This window comes from Acidovorax sp. ACV01 (assembly GCF_014851495.1).
Taxonomy (GTDB): domain Bacteria; phylum Pseudomonadota; class Gammaproteobacteria; order Burkholderiales; family Burkholderiaceae_C; genus Acidovorax; species Acidovorax radicis.
On sequence record NZ_JACUZT010000007.1, the window covers coordinates 240,077 to 259,314 of the forward strand.

General features: G+C 65.7%; 11 protein-coding genes. 5 read left to right on the top strand and 6 right to left on the bottom strand.

The window, feature by feature from the left end; translation table 11 throughout:
* Positions 1 to 9 precede the first annotated feature (9 nt).
* From IB243_RS20580 to IB243_RS20600, 5 genes are all read right to left on the bottom strand, one after another.
* A complete protein-coding gene (locus IB243_RS20580) occupies positions 10 to 3,813 on the bottom strand; it encodes a nitrate reductase subunit alpha (RefSeq protein WP_192429037.1) in 3,804 nt (1,267 codons plus the stop codon).
* Positions 3,814 to 3,847: 34 nt separating this feature from the next.
* Positions 3,848 to 5,257 (bottom strand): NarK family nitrate/nitrite MFS transporter, encoded by a 1,410-nt coding sequence (locus IB243_RS20585; RefSeq protein ID WP_192429038.1) that lies wholly within the window; start codon positions 5,255 to 5,257, stop codon positions 3,848 to 3,850.
* A gap of 20 nt (positions 5,258 to 5,277) precedes the next feature.
* Positions 5,278 to 6,570 (bottom strand): nitrate/nitrite transporter, encoded by a 1,293-nt coding sequence (locus IB243_RS20590; RefSeq protein WP_057229561.1) that lies wholly within the window; start codon positions 6,568 to 6,570, stop codon positions 5,278 to 5,280.
* A gap of 388 nt (positions 6,571 to 6,958) precedes the next feature.
* Complete coding sequence (locus IB243_RS20595; protein ID WP_225585115.1) at positions 6,959 to 7,738, bottom strand: response regulator; 780 nt, start codon at positions 7,736 to 7,738, stop codon at positions 6,959 to 6,961.
* A complete protein-coding gene (locus tag IB243_RS20600) occupies positions 7,735 to 9,723 on the bottom strand; it encodes a type IV pili methyl-accepting chemotaxis transducer N-terminal domain-containing protein (protein WP_192429040.1) in 1,989 nt (662 codons plus the stop codon). Before IB243_RS20600 ends, IB243_RS20595 begins: the two co-directional genes overlap by 4 nt.
* Positions 9,724 to 9,796: 73 nt before the next feature.
* On the opposite strand from IB243_RS20600, the gene IB243_RS20605 reads away from it, so the two are divergent.
* Positions 9,797 to 10,675 carry a ChaN family lipoprotein gene (locus IB243_RS20605; protein WP_192429042.1) on the top strand — a complete coding sequence of 293 codons (879 nt, stop codon included), beginning with the start codon at positions 9,797 to 9,799 and terminating at the stop codon, positions 10,673 to 10,675.
* 6 nt (positions 10,676 to 10,681) lie between these two features.
* Here the strand turns inward: IB243_RS20605 and IB243_RS20610 are convergent, their stop codons facing one another.
* Positions 10,682 to 12,994: a bifunctional diguanylate cyclase/phosphodiesterase gene (locus IB243_RS20610; RefSeq protein ID WP_192429044.1), complete on the bottom strand. Its 2,313-nt coding sequence runs from the start codon at positions 12,992 to 12,994 to the stop codon at positions 10,682 to 10,684.
* Between the two features lie 87 nt (positions 12,995 to 13,081).
* On the opposite strand from IB243_RS20610, the gene purU reads away from it, so the two are divergent.
* From purU to IB243_RS20630, 4 genes are all read left to right on the top strand, one after another.
* Positions 13,082 to 13,930 carry a formyltetrahydrofolate deformylase gene (gene purU / locus IB243_RS20615; RefSeq protein WP_192429046.1) on the top strand — a complete coding sequence of 283 codons (849 nt, stop codon included), beginning with the start codon at positions 13,082 to 13,084 and terminating at the stop codon, positions 13,928 to 13,930.
* A gap of 13 nt (positions 13,931 to 13,943) precedes the next feature.
* Positions 13,944 to 14,849, top strand: a complete 906-nt coding sequence (locus IB243_RS20620; RefSeq protein ID WP_010463019.1) for a LysR substrate-binding domain-containing protein — start codon at positions 13,944 to 13,946, stop codon at positions 14,847 to 14,849.
* 176 nt (positions 14,850 to 15,025) lie between these two features.
* The gene (locus IB243_RS20625; protein WP_225585117.1) at positions 15,026 to 17,062 is read left to right on the top strand and encodes a UvrD-helicase domain-containing protein; all 2,037 of its coding nucleotides are present in this window, start codon (positions 15,026 to 15,028) and stop codon (positions 17,060 to 17,062) included.
* A gap of 175 nt (positions 17,063 to 17,237) precedes the next feature.
* Positions 17,238 to 18,737 (top strand): FAD-linked oxidase C-terminal domain-containing protein, encoded by a 1,500-nt coding sequence (locus IB243_RS20630; protein ID WP_192429048.1) that lies wholly within the window; start codon positions 17,238 to 17,240, stop codon positions 18,735 to 18,737.
* Positions 18,738 to 19,238: the final 501 nt, after the last annotated feature.

Here is a 19,238-nt window from a genome sequence, read left to right on the forward strand (position 1 = left end):
TCTTCGGCTTCAGGCGTGGGCTGCCGTGCTGGACACGGGCTCGTCGTCGAGCCAGTCCACGCGGTCCATCTTGCGCACCAGCACGAACTCGTCGCGGTTGGTGCCAATGGTTCCGTAGTAGTTGAAGCCGTAGCTCAACTGCGCATAGCCGCCGATCATGTGGGTGGGCTTGAGCACGATGCGCGTGACCGAGTTGTGGATGCCCCCGCGCGTGCCGGTGATCTCGGAACCAGGGGTGTTGATGATCTTCTCTTGCGAGTGGTACATCATCACCATGCCCGGGTTCACACGCTGGCTCACCACGGCACGGGCTGCGATCGCGCCGTTGGCGTTGAAGAGTTCGACCCAGTCGTTGTCCACGATGCCGGCGCTCTTGGCGTCGTCTTCGCTCAGCCACACCACCGAGCCACCGCGATTGAGCGTGAGCATCATCAGGTTGTCGCTGTACGTGCTGTGGATGCCCCACTTCTGGTGCGGCGTGATGAAATTCAGCGCGATCTCGCGGTTGCCATTGGGCTTCTTGCCTTCGACCTCTTCCAGCGTCTTCAAGTGCACGGGTGGGCGGTAGCTCACGAAGCCTTCACCAAAGTCACGCATCCACGGGTGGTCCTGGTAGAACTGCTGGCGGCCCGTGAGGGTGCGCCACGGGATGTACTCGTGCACGTTGGTATAGCCGGCGTTGTAGCTGACCTTTTCGCTTTCCAGGCCCGACCAGGTGGGCGAGCTGATGATCTTGCGCGGCTGCGCCTGGATGTCGCGGAAGCGGATCTTTTCGTCCTCGCGGTGCAGCGCCAGGTGCACGTGGTCGCGCCCGGTCTGCTTGCCCAGGGCCTCCCATGCCTTGCAGGCCACGTGGCCGTTGGTCTCAGGCGCCAGCATCATCACCACCTCGGTGGCATCGATGTCGGTGACGATGCGGGGCATGCCCTGCGTCACGCCCTCTTCCTTCACGCGGCCGTTCAGGTCACCGAGCTGGCCCACTTCGGTCTGCGTGTTCCAGCCAATGCCCTTGCCGCCATTGCCCGCCTTGTCCATCAATGGGCCCAGGGCGGTGAAGCGCTTGTAGAGGTTGGGGTAGTCGCGCTCGACCACCGTGACCTGCGGCGCGGTCTTGCCGGGGATGAGTTCGCACTCGCCCTTCTTCCAGTCGCGCACGCCATAAGGCTGGGCCATTTCACCGGGGGTGTCGTGCATGATGGGCGTGAGCACCACGTCCTTCTCGACGCCAAGGTGGCCCACGCTAACCTCGCTCACGGCCTTGGCGAAACCCTTGTAGATCTCCCAGTCGCTCTTGGCCTGCCAGGCAGGGTCCACCGCCGTGGACAGCGGATGGATGAAGGGGTGCATGTCACTGGTGTTGAGATCGTTCTTCTCATACCAGGTGGCCGTGGGCAACACGATGTCGGAGTACAGGCAGGTGGTGCTCATGCGGAAGTCGAGCGTGACCAGCAGGTCCAGCTTGCCCTCGGGCGCATTGGTGTGCCACTGCACTTCCTCGGGCTTGGCTTCGTCTTTGCCCAGGTCCTTGCCCTGCACGCCGTGGGTGGTTCCCAGCAGGTGCTTGAGGAAGTATTCATGCCCCTTGCCCGACGAGCCCAGGATGTTGGAGCGCCACACGAACATGTTGCGCGGCCAGTTGGCAGGGTGGTCCGGGTCTTCGCAGCTCATCGTGAGGCTGCCGTCCTTGAGCGACTGCACCACGTAGTCCTTGGCATCCATCCCCTTGGCAGCGGCATCCTTGGCCACCTGCATCGGGTTGGTCTTGAGCTGGGGAGCCGATGGCAGCCAGCCCATGCGCTCGGCACGCACGTTGTAGTCGATCTGCGCGCCGTGGTAGGCCTTCTTGTCAGCCAGGGGCGAGAGGATTTCTTCCATGCCCAGCTTCTCGTAGCGCCACTGGTCGGTGTGGGCATAGAAGAAGCTCGTGCTGTTCATCTGGCGGGGGGGACGGATCCAGTCCAGCGCAAAGGCCAGCGCCGTCCAGCCCGTCTGTGGGCGCAGCTTTTCCTGGCCCACGTAATGCGCCCAGCCGCCACCGCTCTGGCCGATACAGCCGCACAGCATCAGCATGTTGATGATGCCGCGGTAGTTCATGTCACTGTGATACCAGTGGTTCATGGCCGCGCCGATGATCACCATGGACTTGCCGTGCGTCTTGTCGGCATTGTCGGCAAACTGGCGCGCCACGGCAATGATCTGCTCGCGCGGCACACCGGTGATGGCCTCTTGCCATGCGGGGGTGTAGGGGCGGTCGGCATCGTAGCTGCCACCAGATTCTTCACCCGGCAGGCCACGGTCGATGCCATAGTTGCCTGCCAGCAGGTCGAACACGGTGGCCACCATCACGCGGCCCCGGGCTTCGTGGCCTTCCAGTTCCAGGTGGGTGACGGGTACGCGGCGCACCATCACGTCGCCGCCTTGTTCGTTGGCCGTGAAGTTGGGCGTGGCTACACCACCAAAGTACGGGAAGCCCACATCAGCCACGTCGTGCGCCTGCTCGCCGTCTTCAATCACCGAGAGCTTGAGCTTGACGGTGTTGCCGGTGCGTGCTTCTTTGTTCTCCAGGTTCCACAGGCCCTGGTCGGGGCGGCCGTCCGCCCCCCAGCGAAATCCGATGGAACCATTGGGCAGCGTGACCTGGCCCAGTTCGTCGTAGCCCACGGTCTTCCAGTCGGGGTTGTTCGACTGGTCGAGCTTGTTCGGAAAGTCGCTGGCGCGCACATAGCGGTCGGGCACCATCACCGTGCGGCCATCGGGCAGGGTCTTTTCCTTCAGCACCACCAACAGCGGCAGGTCGGTGTAGCGGCGGGCGTAGTCGTCGAAGTACGCCGATCGGCCCTTGCCGCCGTCCTTGAAGTAGAACTCGTTCAGGATCACATGGCCCATGGCCATGGCCACGGCGGCGTCCGTCCCCTGCTTGGGATGCATCCAGAGGTCGCCCAGCTTGGCGACTTCAGAATAGTCGGGCGTGATGGACACGACCTTGGTGCCCTTGTAGCGCACCTCGGTCAAAAAGTGCGCATCGGGCGTGCGCGTCTGGGGCACGTTGGAACCCCAGGCAATGATGTACGAGCTGTTGTACCAGTCGGCCGACTCGGGCACGTCGGTCTGCTCACCCCAAACTTGCGGACTGCTCGGGGGCAGGTCGCAGTACCAGTCGTAAAAGCTCATGCACACGCCACCAATCAGGCTGAGATAGCGGCTGCCCGCGGCGTACGAAATCATCGACATCGCCGGGATGGGCGAGAAGCCGATGATGCGGTCCGGCCCGTGCTTCTTGATGGTGTACACGTTGGCCGCAGCGATCATCTGGTTCACTTCTTCCCAGGTGCTGCGCACGAAGCCGCCCAGGCCCCGTTGCTTTTGCCATTCGCGTTTGGAGGCATCGTTCTCGACGATGCTGGCCCAGGCGTCCACCGGGCTCTTGGCGAGGGCAATGGCAGCGCGCCAATGCTTGAGCAGGCGGCCACGCACCATGGGGTACTTCACGCGGTTGGCGCTGTACAGGTACCAGCTGTAGCTGGCGCCACGCGCACAGCCACGGGGCTCGTGGTTGGGCAGGTCGGGGCGGGTGCGGGGGTAGTCGGTCTGCTGGGTCTCCCAGGTCACGATGCCGCCCTTGACGTAGATCTTCCAGCTGCAGCTGCCCGTGCAGTTCACGCCGTGCGTGCTGCGCACGATCTTGTCGTGCGCCCAGCGGTCGCGGTAGGCATCTTCCCAGGTGCGGTCTTCACCGTTGGTTTCGCCGTGGCCTTGGGCAAAGGTCTCGCGGGGCTGCGAGAAGTACGAAAGGCGATCGAGGAAATGGCTCATCGGGGGCTCCTTTTTCTGTTCTGTCCAGGGGTGATCAGCAAGGCATCTCGGCGTGCTTGCGTGCGTAGTACCACCAGGTGATCACGATGCAAACGAGATAGAAAGCGAAAAATGTCCACAGCGCCGCATGGGGGCTGCCAGTCAGGGCAATCGAGCTGCCATAGCTTTTGGGGATGAAGAACCCGCCATAGGCGGCCATGGCGGCAGTGAAGCCCAGCGTGGCAGCGCCCAGCGTGTTGCCTTCCTTGTTGGCCTGTGCCACGGCGGCGGTGTTGCGGGGGTCCACACCGCGCATGGCTTCGGTCAGGAAAATCACGGGGATCATGCGGAAGGTGGAGCCGTTGCCGATGCCGGTGGTGAGGAACAGCACCAGGAAGCACACAAAGAAGCCTGCAAACTGGCCTTCGTTACCCGTCGAGGGCAGGAAGAACGTGACGCCCACCACCGCCATGGCCATGACGATGAAGTTCCACAGCGTGACGCGCGCACCGCCGAGCTTGTCGGCCATCCAGCCGCCAAACGGGCGGATCACCGCGCCCACCAGCGGGCCCAGCCAGGCGTAGGCCAGGGGGTTCACGCCAGGGAACTGGCTCTTGATGAGGAGCGGGAATCCTGCGGCATAGCCGATGAAGGAGCCGAAGGTGCCGAGGTACAGCACGCACATCAGCCAGTTGTGCTTGCGCTTGAAGATGGCGGCCTGGGCGGCGAACGAGGCGCGCGCGTCGGCGATGTCGTTCATGCCGAACCAGGCGGCCAGCGCCGTCAGCGCAATCCATGGCACCCAGATGAAGGCGGCGTTCTGCGTCCACACCTGCACGGTCTGGCCGTTCTTCACAATGGTCTGGCCTTCGCCGCCAAAGATGCCGAAGATACCGGCCGTGACCACCAGCGGGCTCAGGAACTGCACCACCGACACGCCCAGGTTGCCCAAGCCCGCGTTCACGCCCAGCGCCGAGCCCTTGCGCTCCTTCGGAAAGAAGAAGCTGATGTTGGCCATGCTGGAGCTGAAGTTGCCGCCGCCTAGGCCGCACAGCAGCGCCAGGATGAGCATGGTGGGGTACGCGGTGGTGTTGTCCTGCACCGCAAAGCCGATGCCAATCGCAGGGATCAGCAGCGAGGCGGTGGAGATCGCCGTCCAGCGGCGCCCGCCCACGAGCGGCACCATGAACGAGTAGAAGATGCGCAGCGTGGCGCCCGAAAGCGCGGGCGCTGCCGCCAGCCAGAACAGCTGGTTGGTCGAATACTTGAAGCCCAGGCCCGGCAGGCTCACGGCGACCACGCTCCAGACCTGCCAGATGGCAAAGGCCAGGAACAGCGCGGGCACCGAGATCCACAGGTTGAGCTTGGCGACGGCTTCGCCTTCGCGCTCCCAGAAGGACTTGTCCTCCGGGGTCCAGAGGGTGAGCAGGCGCCCCTGGCGCCCGCTGTTGGTGGTGGCAGACATGGTGAGGTTTCCTTGAAAAATCAGCGGGTGGCAGGCTGTGCGACAGCGCCCTGCGAGCCCATGAGACGGGTGTTGCGCACTTCGGTGAAGTACATCCAGATGAGCGAGACCCACACCACGCCATACATCAACATGAAGGCGCTGGAGCGGATGCCGGTGAGGTCCATGAGCGCACCAAACAGGATGGGCAGGATGAAGCCGCCGAGGCCACCGGCCAGGCCCACGATGCCGCTGATGGCACCGATGTTCTTGGGATAGTCATCGCTGATGTACTTGAAGACACTGGCCTTGCCGAAGGCCCACGAAATGCCCAGCAGGAACATCAGGCCGGTGAACGCGTAGACGTTGAGACCCAGGTGGAAGGTCTTGGGGCCGTTGACGGTGAGGATGGTGAAATCGGTCTGTGGGTAGCTCAGCAGGAACAGGCAGATCCAGCTCACCCACATCACCCACCAGGTCACGCTGTGGGCGCCGTACTTGTCAGAGAGCATGCCGCCGATGGCGCGCAGCACACCGCCCGGCAGCGAGAAGCAGGCCGCCAGCAAAGCCGCCACGCGGATGTCGAGGCCAAACTCGCCCACGTAGTACTGCACCATCCACAGCGACAGCGCCACGTAGCCGCCAAACACGATGCTGTAGTACTGGCAGTACTTGAGCACCTTGGGGTCCTTGAGCGCCTTGAGCTGGTCGGTGAACTTGACGCTGCTGGGCACCAGGTGGGCCGGGTCGCTGTAGCTGAAGAGCCAGAACAGCACCACGGTGCCCAGCATGATGGCCGCATACACCTGCGGCACCATGGTCCAGCCAAAGGCCACCAGCAGCACCGGAGCCACGAACTTGTTCACGGCTGCGCCCGAATTGCCCGCGCCATACACCCCCATGGCCGTGCCCTGGCGGTGCTTCGGAAACCAGCGCGCCACATAGGGCGTACCCACCGAAAACGAGCCACCTGCCAGGCCCACAAACAGGCCGATGGTGAGAAAGTGCCAGTATTCGGTGGCGTAGCCCATCATCCAGATGGCAGGCACGGTGGTGGCCATCACCGCAGTCATCACGATGCGGCCACCGAAGCGGTCGGTCCAGATGCCGAGCGGCACCCGCACCAGCGAGCCCGTGAGCACGGGCATGGACATGAGCAGCCCGAACTGCGTGGAGTTCAGGTTGAGCATCTTCTTGATGGGAATGCCGATGACGCCGAACATCATCCAGACCATGAAGCAGACGGTGAATGCGAAGGTGCTGACGATGAGCACCGACCAGGCCTGGCGGGTGCGCTGTGGGCTGTCGCCCGGGGGCAAAATGGTGTGTGCCATTGCGCGGTTCCTCTTCTCTTTGCGTATGGCGGTATCGTCCCGCTTTGGGCATGCACTGCCTATCCTTCGCAAGGACACCTGGGGCGCGGCAGAAGGACTAGTCCGGGCCTACGCTACCGCACCGGCCCATCGTCCGAAAGAACTATGGATGGATGACCAGGCAGGCGCGCGCAGCGGCGGGCCGGTTCGTGAGAGGAAATCCAGGAGAGGGGCGGCGCACCAAGGGCCATGGGAGCCATGCTGCAGCGGCGACGGGCTCCGCACCGCAAAAATTCAGCAAAAAGTGCCGCCAGCGCTTGATAGGAAAGCGAAAATAGCTATTAAAAATATAGCAAACACCATGCACAGGCGACCGCACGGCCGTGCGCGCAGCGAATCCGCTATTCGGCTACTCCGCGCGCTGGCGGTCTGAGGCGTAGACCGCAGCCTGCACGCGCGAACTCAGGCCCAGCTTGCGCAGGATGTGCTGCACATGGATCTTGACGGTGGTCTCGGCGATGTCGAGCGTGCGCGCGATTTCCTTGTTGCTGGCACCCCGCGCGATCTCGCGCAGCACGTCTTCCTCGCGCGGCGACAGGGGCGCTGCGCCATGGACGGCCTCGGGCGGCTGCGCGGTCGCTGCAGGCGCTGCGGGCGCGGCAGACATATTGGGCGCAATGAGCGCTGCCGCCTCGGCAACACCTTGCGACTGGAACGCTGCGACCAGCTTGCCCATGAGTTCGGGGCTCACCACCGGTTCGCCACGGGCCGCGCGGCGGATGGCCTGGGCCAGCAGGTCGCCGTCGATGGTCTTGAGCAAATAGCCCTGCGCGCCATTGCGCAGCGCGGCGGCAAGGTCCTGCCCGTCTTCGCTCACGGTGAGCATGAGCACGCGCGACGCAGGCGACACCTCGCGCAGGCCCCGGATGGCGTCCACGCCCATCACGCCGGGCAGGTGGTTGTCCAGCAGGATCACCTGGGGCTGCAGCTGGGGCGCCAGGCGCAGCGCCTCGGCAGCGTCACCCGCCTCGCCCACCACCTGCAGGCCCGCGTCCTGCCCCAGCAGCGCGATCAGCCCCCGGCGGAACAGCGTATGGTCGTCCACCACCAGCAGCGTCACCGGCGGTGGCGCCGGGACGTGGGGGGCCACACCAGCAGATGTTGCGAAAGGGATGGTGGAGGTCGTCATGGAGTAAGTGTTGCCACCCGGCCGTCGGCCAAGGCGCTATGGAATTCGCCGCCAGAAGCGGTGCCCTGGTCGATGGGCTCCGCAGCAGGACGCGGCGCAGGCTGTGCAGGCAGGGTGGTGGCGGAAGTCACTGTAGGCAGTTCGATGCACACGCGCGTGCCCTGGCCCGGGGTGGATTCGACCTGCAGGACGGCACCCACGCGGTGGGCCCGCTCGCGCATGATGCCCAGGCCCACATGCAGCGAATCGGGCGGCACCGTAGCCACGTCAAAGCCCTTTCCGTTGTCCTGCACCTCAAAGCGCCAGCGCGGGTGCCGGTGCACCAGCAGGTCCACCCGCGTGGCGCCCGAATGCTTGCGCACGTTCGACAGTGCTTCCTGCACCATGTGCAGCACCTGGATCTGCAGGTCTGGCGCCAGCGGCAGGCCATGGCCCACCATGCCGAGCGTGGTGGCCATGCCGGTCTGGTGCTCGAACTTGGACAGCGTGGCCCGCAGGGCGGATTCAATGTCTTCCTCGCTGGTGCGGGTGCGAAAGTGCACCAGCAGCTCGCGCACGTCCGCATAACACTCGCGCACGCCCACATCCAGCTCGCCCATGCTGCGGTCGCGTTTGGCTTCGTCGCCACGGTTCACGGCGTCGCGCAACAGCTGCGTCTGGATCTTGAGGAAGGCCAGCGACTGGGCAATGGAGTCGTGCAGCTCGCGCGCCAGCATGCCCCGCTCTTCGGCCACGGCGGCTTCGCGCTCCAGGGCATTGGCGCGCAGGCCTTCCATGGCGCTGGCCAGGTGGCGCGTCATGGCTTCGAGCAGGTCGCGCAGCTCGTCGGTCAGCTCGACGGGTGATCGGAAGAACAGGTCCACCTCGCCCAACAGGCGCTGCTGCATCTGCACGGGGATGGTCACCATGGTTTCAAAACCCGCTTCGCGGCAGTGGGGCAGCGCGACGTGGGTGGACGGCGTGATGGGGATGACCCGCGTGCGCGCCTGGGCCTGAGGCTGGCCGCACAGGCAACTGCCGGTGTGCAGGCAGTGCTCGCCCTCGGCCATGGAGCGCGGCAGGCCGTCTGCGGCCAGCAGCACATAACGTTCGTTGGCCTCGTTGGACCAGCGCACGGCGGCCGCATCGGCCCCGGCCACACGGCGGATCTGCTGCACGAAGCCCTGGGCCAGCAGCTCCAGGCTGCTGGCGGTGGAGGCCAGCGCACTCACCTCGTACAGTGCGGCCAGGCGCTGGTTCTGCACGGCGATGCTGGCGGTCTTTTCGCGCACCTTGTGCTCCAGATCGTCGTGCGATGCCTGCAACGCGTGCGCCATGAGATTGAAGCCCGCCGACAGCTGGCCGAACTCATCATCGGTATCGACCGGCAGGCGCGTGCCCAGCTCGCCCTGGCGCATCCGCGCCTGGGCCTGCTGCAGGCGCGCCACCGGGTTGATGACAAGCAGATAGCTCACGGCCATGAAGGTCACGGCGGCCACGATGGCCAGCGCCATCATGAACAGCTGGAACAGGTGCAAGGCCGCCGTCCAGCCTGCGATCTGGATTTCGATGGCATCGACAAACCCATCCACCTGCTGCACAAACGCATCGGCCTGCGCCAGTGTCTGCGCGCGGTCGGGCGGCAGCGTGGCCACCCAGCCGCTGCGCGCCTGCGCCCATTGGGTGCGAATGGCCTCAAAACGCGTGCGGGTCTCGTCGCTCCAGGGCACGAATAGCGGGCGCGACGGATCACCCGTGCGCAGCAAATCCAGGCTCGCGTCGAACAGGCGGGCGCGCTCCTGCACAGCCTCGGCCGGTTCGGTCTGCAGCACCAGCACCATGCGCAGCATGTTCATGCGCAGGCGCCCGGCCTCGTTGACGGCGGCAGCCCCGCCTTCGAGCTTCCAGGTCACCCACAGCGTGAGGCTGATCGAGGCCAGCGCCACCAGCAAAAAGCCCGCGCCCATGGCCAGCAGTTTGGTGGTCAGTGTGGGCTTGGTGCGCATGCAGGGCAGTGTAGGCACCGAGCTTGCGCCGACTCTTGACCTAGGTCAAGACTGGCCCGCGTAGCATGGCGCCATGCAACGACCCACACGCTCCCCCCTGCGGACCTGGCTGGCACTCGGCGGCGCCCTGATGGCGCTGGCGGGCTGCGCGGGAGCCCCGCCCCCCAGCACCCTGACCGGCACCCTGACCGCCACCCAGCCTGCCCCCCCATGGCCCGACCGCCTGCAGGCCCTGCTTCCCGCCGATGTGCTGCTGCTGGGTGAGCAGCACGATGCGCCCGACCACCAGCGCCTGCAGCGCGAAGCCGTGCTGTGGCTGGCGGCCCGGGGCCAGCTTGCCGCCGTGGTCCTGGAAATGGCCGAGAGCGGGCACCACACCCGGGCGCTGGCGCGCGACGCCACCGAAGCCCAGGCCCAGGCCGCACTGCAGTGGAACGATGCCGCCTGGCCATGGAAGGCCTATGGCCCCGTGGTCATGGCGGCCGTGGCCGCCGGTGTGCCGGTGCTGGGTGGCAACCTGCCCCGCGCCCAGATGCGCGCCGCGATGGGCGAAACCGCCTGGGACCATCACCTGCCGGCCCCCGCACTGGCGTTGCAGCACCAGGCGCTGCGCGACGGCCACTGCGGCCTGCTGCCCGAATTGCAAATCACGCCCATGGCCCGTATCCAGATCGCCCGCGACGCGAGCATGGCGCGCACCGCCCAGGAGGCGTTGCGCCCCGGGCAGACGGTGCTGCTGGTGGCCGGGGGCGGCCATGTGCTGCGTGGCCTGGGCGTGCCCACCCACTGGCCTGAAAATTTGGTATCAAAAGTGGCCTTGGCGCAAGCAGGACAAGCGCCAACAGCTATCAAAAATGATGCAGATACGGTGATCAACACCCCCGCCCTGCCCCCGCGCGATGCCTGTGCTGAACTGCGCGCAAAATGGCGCCCGGCGTCCTCAGCACCTTGAGGTGATCTATGGGACGGCTGGCAGCGGCTGCGCCCGCAGCAGCGCCGCGAAGTCATCGGCGGGCACGGGACGGCTGCACAGGTAGCCCTGGTACGAATCACAGCCCCGCTCGCGCAGGAAGGCCAGCTGGCCGTCGGTCTCCACCCCTTCGGCCAGCACCGACAGCCCCATGCTGTGCCCCATGGCGATGATGGCGGCACTGATGGCCATGTCGTCCTCGCTTTGCGGAATGTCGCGGATGAAGCCCTGGTCGATCTTGAGCACGTCGATCGGAAACCGCTTGAGCTGCGCCAGCGACGAGTACCCCGTGCCAAAGTCATCCACCGCGATGCGCAGGCCCAGGGCGCGCAGGCGCATCAGCACCTGGCGCGCCTCCTCGGTGCGCTCAGCCAGGGCGGTTTCGGTGATCTCCAGCTCCAGCAGCTCGGGCGGGAAGCCCGAATCGGCCAGTGCGCCCGACGCGCAACCCGCCAGGTCCGTCAGGTGGAACTGGCGCGGCGACACATTCACCGCCAGCGTGAGGTCCGGCAGGCCCGCCAGGCGCCACTGCTGACCCTGGCGGCAGACCTCGCGCAGCACCCATTCGCCCAGCGGGCCGATCACGCCCGAGGTTTCGGCCACCGGGATGAAGCGCGCGGGCGAGATCAGGCCCTCGTGGGGGTCGTTCCAGCGCACCAGCGCCTCGGCCCCCTGGATGCGGCCTGTGGCAATGTCCACCTGCGGCTGGTAGTACATCTGCAGGTGGCCCTGCGCCAGTGCCAGGCGCAGGCGTGACTCCAGTGCCAGCCGCTCACGCGCGGCCTGGGTCATGGCCTCATGGAAGAAGCACCACGCGCCCCGGCCCCGCGCCTTGGCGCCGTACACGGCCGCGTGGGCGCCCTGCAGCAGCAGCTCGGTGGTGCCCGCATGTTCAGGAAACATGCAGATGCCCACGCTCACCCCCGCCACCACCTCGAAACCGTCGGGCGAACGCCAGGGCTCGGCCACGGCCGTGATCAGGTGCCGCGCCACGGCAGCAGCGCCGTCGGAATGGCGCAGGTGGCGCGCCACCACGGCCAGCTCGTCCCCGGCCAGCCGCCCCATCACGTCACCCGGCCGCAGGGCCGACTGCACCTGCCGCGCAATGTGCTTGAGCACCTCGTCGCCCGTGGCATGGCCGTAGCTGTCGTTCACATCCTTGAAACGGTCGAGGTTGAGCAGCAGCACCGCAAGGTGCTCGCCACTGGCGCGCGCCGACTGCACGGCCTGCTCCAGCTGGTGCCCGAACCAGGCTCGGTTGGACAGCCCCGTGAGCGCATCGTTGTGGGCCAGGAACTCCAGCCGCTGCTGCTGCACTTTTTCTTCGGAGATGTCCGTGAACATGCACACGTAGTGCGTGATCTGCCCCGCAGGGTCGCGCACGGCCGACAGGGACATGTGCTCCGGAAAAATCTCCCCGTTCTTGCGGCGGTTCCAGATCTCGCCCTGCCAGTGGCCCGTCTGGCGCAGCGTGCCCCACATGGCCTCGTAAAACGCCTTGTTGTGCCGGCCCGACTTGAAGACACGCGGCGTCTGGCCCAGCAACTCGTCCTCGGTGTAGCCCAGCAGTCGCGTCACCGCGGCGTTGGCCGACAGGATGCGGCTTTGCGCGTCGGTCACCACCACGCCCTCGATGGTGTTGTCCACCACCGTGGCGGCCAGGCGCTGGCGGGCCTCGCTGTGCTTCAGCGCCGCGCGTGCGGCCTTGATCTCGTCCAGGTCCTGCACCACGCAGACCAGGTGGGCGGGCTCGGCGTCCGACTCGGGCACCAGCGTCACGGTGCACAGCACCGCCACCTTGCGGCCATCGCCCGGCCGCAGGCAGTCACGCTCACCCACGTAGTGGTCGATCTCGCCCGCCAGCAGGCGCGACAGCTGTGCCGCCGCCCAGTCACTATCGACCGCCAGCATCACGTCGCGAAAGTTCAGGGTGCACACCCGCTCCAGGGATGCGCCCAGCAGGTCACACAAGCGTGCGTTGGCCCACAGGAAGCGCCCGTCCGGTGCTACCCGCGCAAACCCGGCCGGCGCATGGCGCACCACCTGCGACAGCTCCCGCGCCACGGCCCAGCGCACCTTTTCGGCACGGCGCATGCGCCGCAGCATCCACCAGGCGAGCACGCTGGTCAGCAGCACATAGCCCCAGCCCTTCCACGTCTGCCAATGCGTAAGCTGTGCGGGGTCGGTCACCCAGTGCGCCAGCAGCGCGTCGCCCGCAAACACCCAGGCCACCCCGAGCACCAGGTACAGCAGCATCCCCCGCCAGGGGGCAAAACGCGGGGCCTCGCCCGGATTGACCATCGATTTCCCCCATTCCCGTAGACCGAAAGTTCGACCTCGAAGGGGTCGTCCACACAGCCCCAGCCATGCTGCGACAATTGGGCAGCTATGACCAACGCCTACATCCTTACCCTGTCTTGCCCCGACCGCCTGGGGCTGGTGCATGCCGTCTCGGGCTTTCTGCTGGAGCACAGCGGCAACATCGAAGAAGCCGCGCAGTACAACGACCACGATACCGGCCTGTTCTTCATGCGCGTTCAGTTTGCCTGCGACCAGCACGACCACGCAACCCTCAAGGCCCGCCTGGCCACGTTTGCAGAACCCTACAACATGCACTGGCGTCTGCACGCAACAGCTGCGCCCATGAAAACCGTGCTCATGGTCAGCAAGGAAGGCCACTGCCTGAACGACCTGCTGTTCCGCTGGAAGAGTGGCCTGCTGCCCATCGACATCCGCGCCATCATCAGCAACCACCGCGACTTCTACCAACTGGCGGCCAGCTACAACGTGCCGTTTCACCACATCCCGGTCACCGCTGCCACCAAGGCCCAGGCCGAGGCAAAGCAGTTCGAGATTATCGAGGCCGAAGGTGCCGAACTGGTAGTGCTGGCCCGCTACATGCAGGTGCTTTCTCTTGACCTATGTCAAAAGTTGGCCGGACGGGCCATCAACATCCACCACAGCTTCCTGCCCAGCTTCAAGGGCGCCAAGCCGTACTACCAGGCCCATGACCGGGGCGTGAAGCTCATCGGCGCCACGGCCCACTACGTGACGGCCGACCTGGACGAAGGCCCGATCATCGAGCAGGACGTGGCCCGCGCCGACCACACCGACACGGTGGAAGACCTGACCGCCCGCGGCCGCGACACCGAAAGCCAGGTGCTGGCCCGCGCCGTGAAGTGGCACAGCGAGCACCGCGTGCTGCTCAACGGGCACAAGACCGTGGTTTTCCGCTAGCCCGTTCTGCCCCATGGCCACGGCAGCACCGTCCTCCTTCCTCAGCAGCGCGGCGAGGCGCATTCCGCCGATCCAGTGCCTGCTGACGTTTGAAGCCCTGGCCCGCCTGCGCAGCGTGACGCAGACCGCCGAGGAGCTGTGCGTGACGCCCAGCGCGGTGAGCCACCGCGTCAAGCAGCTCGAACAGATCCTGGGCGTGCGGCTGTTTGGCCGCGCCGATTTTTCGCTGACCACCGAGGGCAGCGCCTACCTGGCCCACGTGCGCGAAGGGCTGGGCGCGCTGCAGCGGTTCCCGGGTGCGGCATCGGCGCCGGGGCGGCGGCGGCTCAAGCTGGCCGTCACGCCCACGTTCGCGCGCACCATCCTGATCCCGCGCCTGCGCCAGTTCACCGAGGCCTACCCCGAGATCGACCTGGCCCTGCAGGTGTCTATCCCGCTCCTGGACGTGGTGGCCGAGGACGCCGACCTGATGGTGCGCTTTGGCCCCGGCCACTATGCCGACGTGGAGCATGTGGAGCTGGCCCGCGATGTGGTCACCCCCCTGGCCTCGCCCGCTTTCGTGCGCGAACACGGCCCGTTTGACCGGCCGGAAGACCTCGAAGGTGTGGCCCTGCTGCGCAGCCCGCTGGAGCCCTGGCGCACCTGGTTTGCCGCCACGGGCCTGGACTGGGCCGAGCCCAGTGAGGGCTCGCAGTTCAACGACATCGGCCTGATGTGCGACGGCGCCGCCGCCGGTATGGGCGTGGCGCTGGTGCGCCTCAAGCTCGGCGCACCCTGGCTGGAGAACGGCACGCTGGTGCGCCTGTTTGCCACCGACACCGCCAGCCCCCACGCGCACTACCTGTGCTGGCGCACTGGCACCATGGACCGCTGGGAGTGCGCGGCGTTTGCCGAGTGGCTGCGCAAGACCATGGCCTGAACACCCATTTATTGGTGATTTTGGCCGCTAGCGCTTGCCCATAAAGCGCAAAAAGCTATAAATTCAATAGCATTCCTGAAGTATCCAGCCTTCACCTGTGGCGCTCAGGACTCCAGATTCCCAGAGCCCGCCTGCCGCAGCCACCGGGCACGCGCCTTTCACATCTCGCCTGTCTCTTGACCCCTTCACCCCCTCACCACGCCGTGCCGCAAGACGCCCACTTCAAGAAGAGATACCCCACACTGGAGCAGAACGCGGTGCTCAATGCCACGGCGCGCGCGGTGCTGGTCAACGCGCTGGCCGGCACGGGCAAGACCACCACCCTGGCCATCAAGGCTGCGGACCTGATCCGCACCCAGGGGGCGAGCCGCATCCTGATGCTCGCGTATTCGGAGGCCGGGCTGGCCGCCATTGCGCAGCGGCTTGAAAAGTTCGTTCCCACCATTCCCCGCCAGGTGCAGATCATGACCGTGGAGCAGCTGTGCGCCACCGTTCTCAAGGAACAGGGCGACCCCCTTTTTCGTGTGACCGAGCCCCTGCACAAGAGCCTGCTCGTGCGCCAGGCCCACGCCGCGCTGCTCCAGGACGACGCGCTGGACAGCTCGCCCGAAGTCGGCGACTTCCGCTCGCGCGATCTGGACGTGCAGGCCTTCATCGACTTTGAAGCCCAGGCCAAGCAACGGCTGCTGCTGCGCGCCATCGAACAGTCGGAGCTGGGCGCCGGGCCCTATTGCCGCGAGCACCAGCTCGACTACGGGCTCTACCAGCTCTTGGTCAAGTACGAGCGCCTGCGCAGGGGGCTGAACAACGAGCCGCAGTTTTACGCACCCGGCGACTGCACCTATGAAATCGCCACACAGCTCGGTGAGCTGGATTTCGACGATGCCTTTGCGCCGCTGCAGGGGCGCTTTGATGCGGTGTTGTTCGATGAGCTGCAGGACCTGGACGAGGCTGCCATGCGGGTGCTGCGGACGCTGGTGCAGGGCGGCAACGGTCTTTTTGTCGGCGCGGGAGACTTCAACCAGCACATCCTGCCCGGCGCATTCTCCGTCTTTGGCAACAGCCTGGCCCGCATCCGGCAAGAGCTGCCTGCAGACACGCAGGTCGTCGCCCTCAACACCACTTACCGTTTCGGCAACGCCATCTGCCAGGGGCTCAACCCCTTGTTCGGCGTGGAGTTTTCTGCGCACTACCCCACCAAGCCTGCCGCGTTTGAGCGGCGCAGCTATACCGACGACGAGGATTGCGCCCGGCAACTGCTGGCGATCCACGACGCCGTGCTGCACCAGCTGCCCCCACCGTCGCAGTCGCCCCAGTCGCCCGCCACCCAGACGGCACCGTGCCTGAATGTGGTGCTACGGTCGCCGGAAGACTCGATCCTGCTCGAATGGATGTTTGCCCATGAAGGCGTGCACTACGCCTGCAAAGGCATGAAGCGCTTCTACCAGCGCCGCGAGATCGCACTGGTGCTGGCCATCATGGGCGCCATGCAGGGCTGCAGCGACAACGTGCGGCTGACCCAAGGGATCCTGAGCAGCGCGATGGAAGGCCTGCTGCGCTACGTGCGGCGCGGCAGCCAGCCCGACCAGGATGTACTGGCCAATGGCGCTTTCGACATGCAAGCGCTGGTGGAAGACTCCCCCGTCGAAGTCGACACCCGCGCCGTGGCCGCAGAACTCGTGGGCAAGCAGGACTTGATGCGCCGGTTTCTGGTGCGCGCCAGCTTCAACCCTCAGGCCCCAGTGGCGTCGCCCCTGTGCGAACAATTGTTGGCCCTGCCGCCTGAAGCCTGTGCCGACGCCGGGCAACTGTGCGGGCACCCGCTGGTGCGTCAGTTCTTTGCGCAGGCGCCCATCAGCCCCGGCGAGCTGCGCTACTGCACGGACAGCCTCGGCGCGCTGGCCCGCATCTGCGCCGGGCTGTCGGTGGACGAATTCCTGGGCCGGCTGGCGCTCATGGTGCAGGCCAGCATCCAGCAGCACACCCAGCAGGAAGCCTCCAGCCTGCAACTGCTGACGGTGGAGCGCTGCAAGGGGCATGAATACGACTATGTGGCGGTGCCCTTGGTAGAGCGCGGACGCTTTCCGCGCAGCGCCGCCCTGCAAGACGCTTACCGTGAACGCAACATGCTCTATGTCGCTATGACGCGGGCCAGCAAACGCCTGTGGCTTCTGGAAGGCAGCCAGCGCCCGGTCAGCCCCGGGCCGGTGTGAGGGGGCTGCGGGCTCTGCTCACAACAAAATTTCTAGTCAAATTGGCCTTCAGCGCTTTATCCACAAGCGCCAAAAGCTATATAAATCATAGCAAACAGCCACATCCAGGCCATTTCACAGACTGCTGCAAGAAAACTCACGCTCCCGCACGCAGCCTTCCTCTACAGTGGCAGCCATGAACACTGCCGCCCAACCCACCACAGCCCTGTCCGAACGCGCCGCACGCCAGGCCGAGGTTGTCCAGGCCCTGGGCCGCGTGCTGCCCGCACACGCGCTGCTCTGGCACACCGAAGACACCACGCCCTACGAATGCGACGGCCTCACCGCCTACCGCCAGCGCCCGCTGGTGGTCTGCCTGCCCGAAACGTACGACCAGGTGCAGGCCGTGCTGCAGGTGTGCCACCAACTGCAGGTGCCGGTGGTGGCGCGCGGTGCGGGCACGGGACTGTCGGGTGGCGCCATGCCGCATGCCATGGGCGTCACGCTGTCGCTGGCCAAGTTCAACCGCATCCTCGACATCAACCCCGAAAGCCGCACGGCCGTGGTGCAGTGTGGCGTGCGCAACCTGGCGATCAGCGAGGCCGCGGCCCCCTACAACCTGTACTACGCCCCCGACCCCAGCAGCCAGATCGCCTGCACCATCGGCGGCAACGTGGCCGAGAACTCGGGCGGCGTGCATTGCCTGAAGTACGGCCTGACGGTGCACAACGTGCTCAAGGTGAAGGGTTTCACGGTGGAAGGCGAGCCCGTCGAATTCGGCAGCGAGGCACTCGACGCCCCCGGCTACGACCTGCTAGCCGCCGTGATCGGCAGCGAAGGCATGCTGGCCGTGACCACCGAAGTGACGGTCAAGCTCATCCCCAAGCCCCAGCTGGCGCGCTGCATCATGGCCAGCTTCGACGACGTGCGCAAGGCGGGCGACGCCGTGGCCGCCGTCATCGCGGCCGGCATCATCCCCGCAGGCCTGGAGATGATGGACAAGCCCATGACCGCCGCCGTCGAAGACTTTGTGCACGCAGGCTACGACCTCACGGCCGAGGCCATCCTGCTGTGCGAAAGCGACGGCACGCCCGAAGAGGTGGAAGAAGAAATCGGCCGCATGAGCGAGGTGCTGCGCGCTGCCGGCGCCACCGCCATCTCGGTCAGCCAGGACGAGGCCGAGCGCCTGCGCTTCTGGAGCGGCCGCAAGAACGCCTTCCCCGCCAGCGGCCGCATCAGCCCCGACTACATGTGCATGGACTCCACCATCCCGCGCAAGCGCCTGGCCGACATCCTGCTGGCCATCCAGGAGATGGAAAAGAAATACCAGCTGCGCTGCGCCAACGTGTTCCATGCGGGCGACGGCAACCTGCATCCTCTCATCCTGTTCGATGCAAACGATGCTGACCAGCTGCACCGCTGCGAGCTGTTTGGCGCGGACATCCTGGAGACCAGCGTGGCCATGGGCGGCACGGTGACGGGCGAGCATGGCGTGGGCGTGGAGAAGCTCAACAGCATGTGTGTGCAGTTCACGGCCGAGGAGAACGCGCAGATGTTCGGGCTCAAGCATGCGTTCGACCCGGCGGGGTTGCTGAACCCGGGGAAGGTGATTCCTACGCTGAACCGGTGTGCGGAGTACGGGAAGATGCTGGTGCGCGGGGGGGCGATCAAGCATCCGGATTTGCCGCGGTTTTAAAGAATGAACGCCACCGACGTATAAAAGCGACTGAAAGGCCATTTCGGCGCTTGGACCAAGATGCATGGATTTAGCCCATTAGAGCGAGGCGTCTCTTGGAGTCGGCCTCACGGTAGTGAGGCCTTAATTTTTGGTTTCGGCGTTGCGCGCAGGGACTATTGGGATCAATTTGCAGGATCTCAGTTTGTTTTGGATTTCCAGATTGGAAAGCCAGGGAACGACGATCTGAAAAATCGGTGCTTTCGATTTTGTTACTTGCTAACGGACGCTCAGCGGGAAGAGCTGCGCCTAATACAAAATCGCGTAATCAACTCACTGACCGCACCTCCCTACGACCACCAGCGCGTACGAGACCTTGATACAGCAACGAGAGATTGGTATCTGGAAAAGTTCGTACCAGTGCCTTCGATCAATCCAAAGCACGATACGTGGATGCGGTACTACACCGCTGAACATGTGGATGAATGGGCCCACTATCTGCTGCGCCAAATGCCTCACTTC

Coding starts and splice junctions, on each gene's coding strand:
- IB243_RS20595 (WP_225585115.1), bottom strand. CDS start 7,738: ATGACGACCTCCACCATCCCTTTCGCAACATCTGCTGGTGTGGCCCCC.
- IB243_RS20590 (WP_057229561.1), bottom strand. CDS start 6,570: ATGGCACACACCATTTTGCCCCCGGGCGACAGCCCACAGCGCACCCGC.
- IB243_RS20600 (WP_192429040.1), bottom strand. CDS start 9,723: ATGCGCACCAAGCCCACACTGACCACCAAACTGCTGGCCATGGGCGCG.
- IB243_RS20580 (WP_192429037.1), bottom strand. CDS start 3,813: ATGAGCCATTTCCTCGATCGCCTTTCGTACTTCTCGCAGCCCCGCGAG.
- IB243_RS20585 (WP_192429038.1), bottom strand. CDS start 5,257: ATGTCTGCCACCACCAACAGCGGGCGCCAGGGGCGCCTGCTCACCCTC.
- IB243_RS20630 (WP_192429048.1), top strand. CDS start 17,238: ATGAACACTGCCGCCCAACCCACCACAGCCCTGTCCGAACGCGCCGCA.
- purU (WP_192429046.1), top strand. CDS start 13,082: ATGACCAACGCCTACATCCTTACCCTGTCTTGCCCCGACCGCCTGGGG.
- IB243_RS20620 (WP_010463019.1), top strand. CDS start 13,944: ATGGCCACGGCAGCACCGTCCTCCTTCCTCAGCAGCGCGGCGAGGCGC.
- IB243_RS20610 (WP_192429044.1), bottom strand. CDS start 12,994: ATGGTCAATCCGGGCGAGGCCCCGCGTTTTGCCCCCTGGCGGGGGATG.
- IB243_RS20605 (WP_192429042.1), top strand. CDS start 9,797: ATGCAACGACCCACACGCTCCCCCCTGCGGACCTGGCTGGCACTCGGC.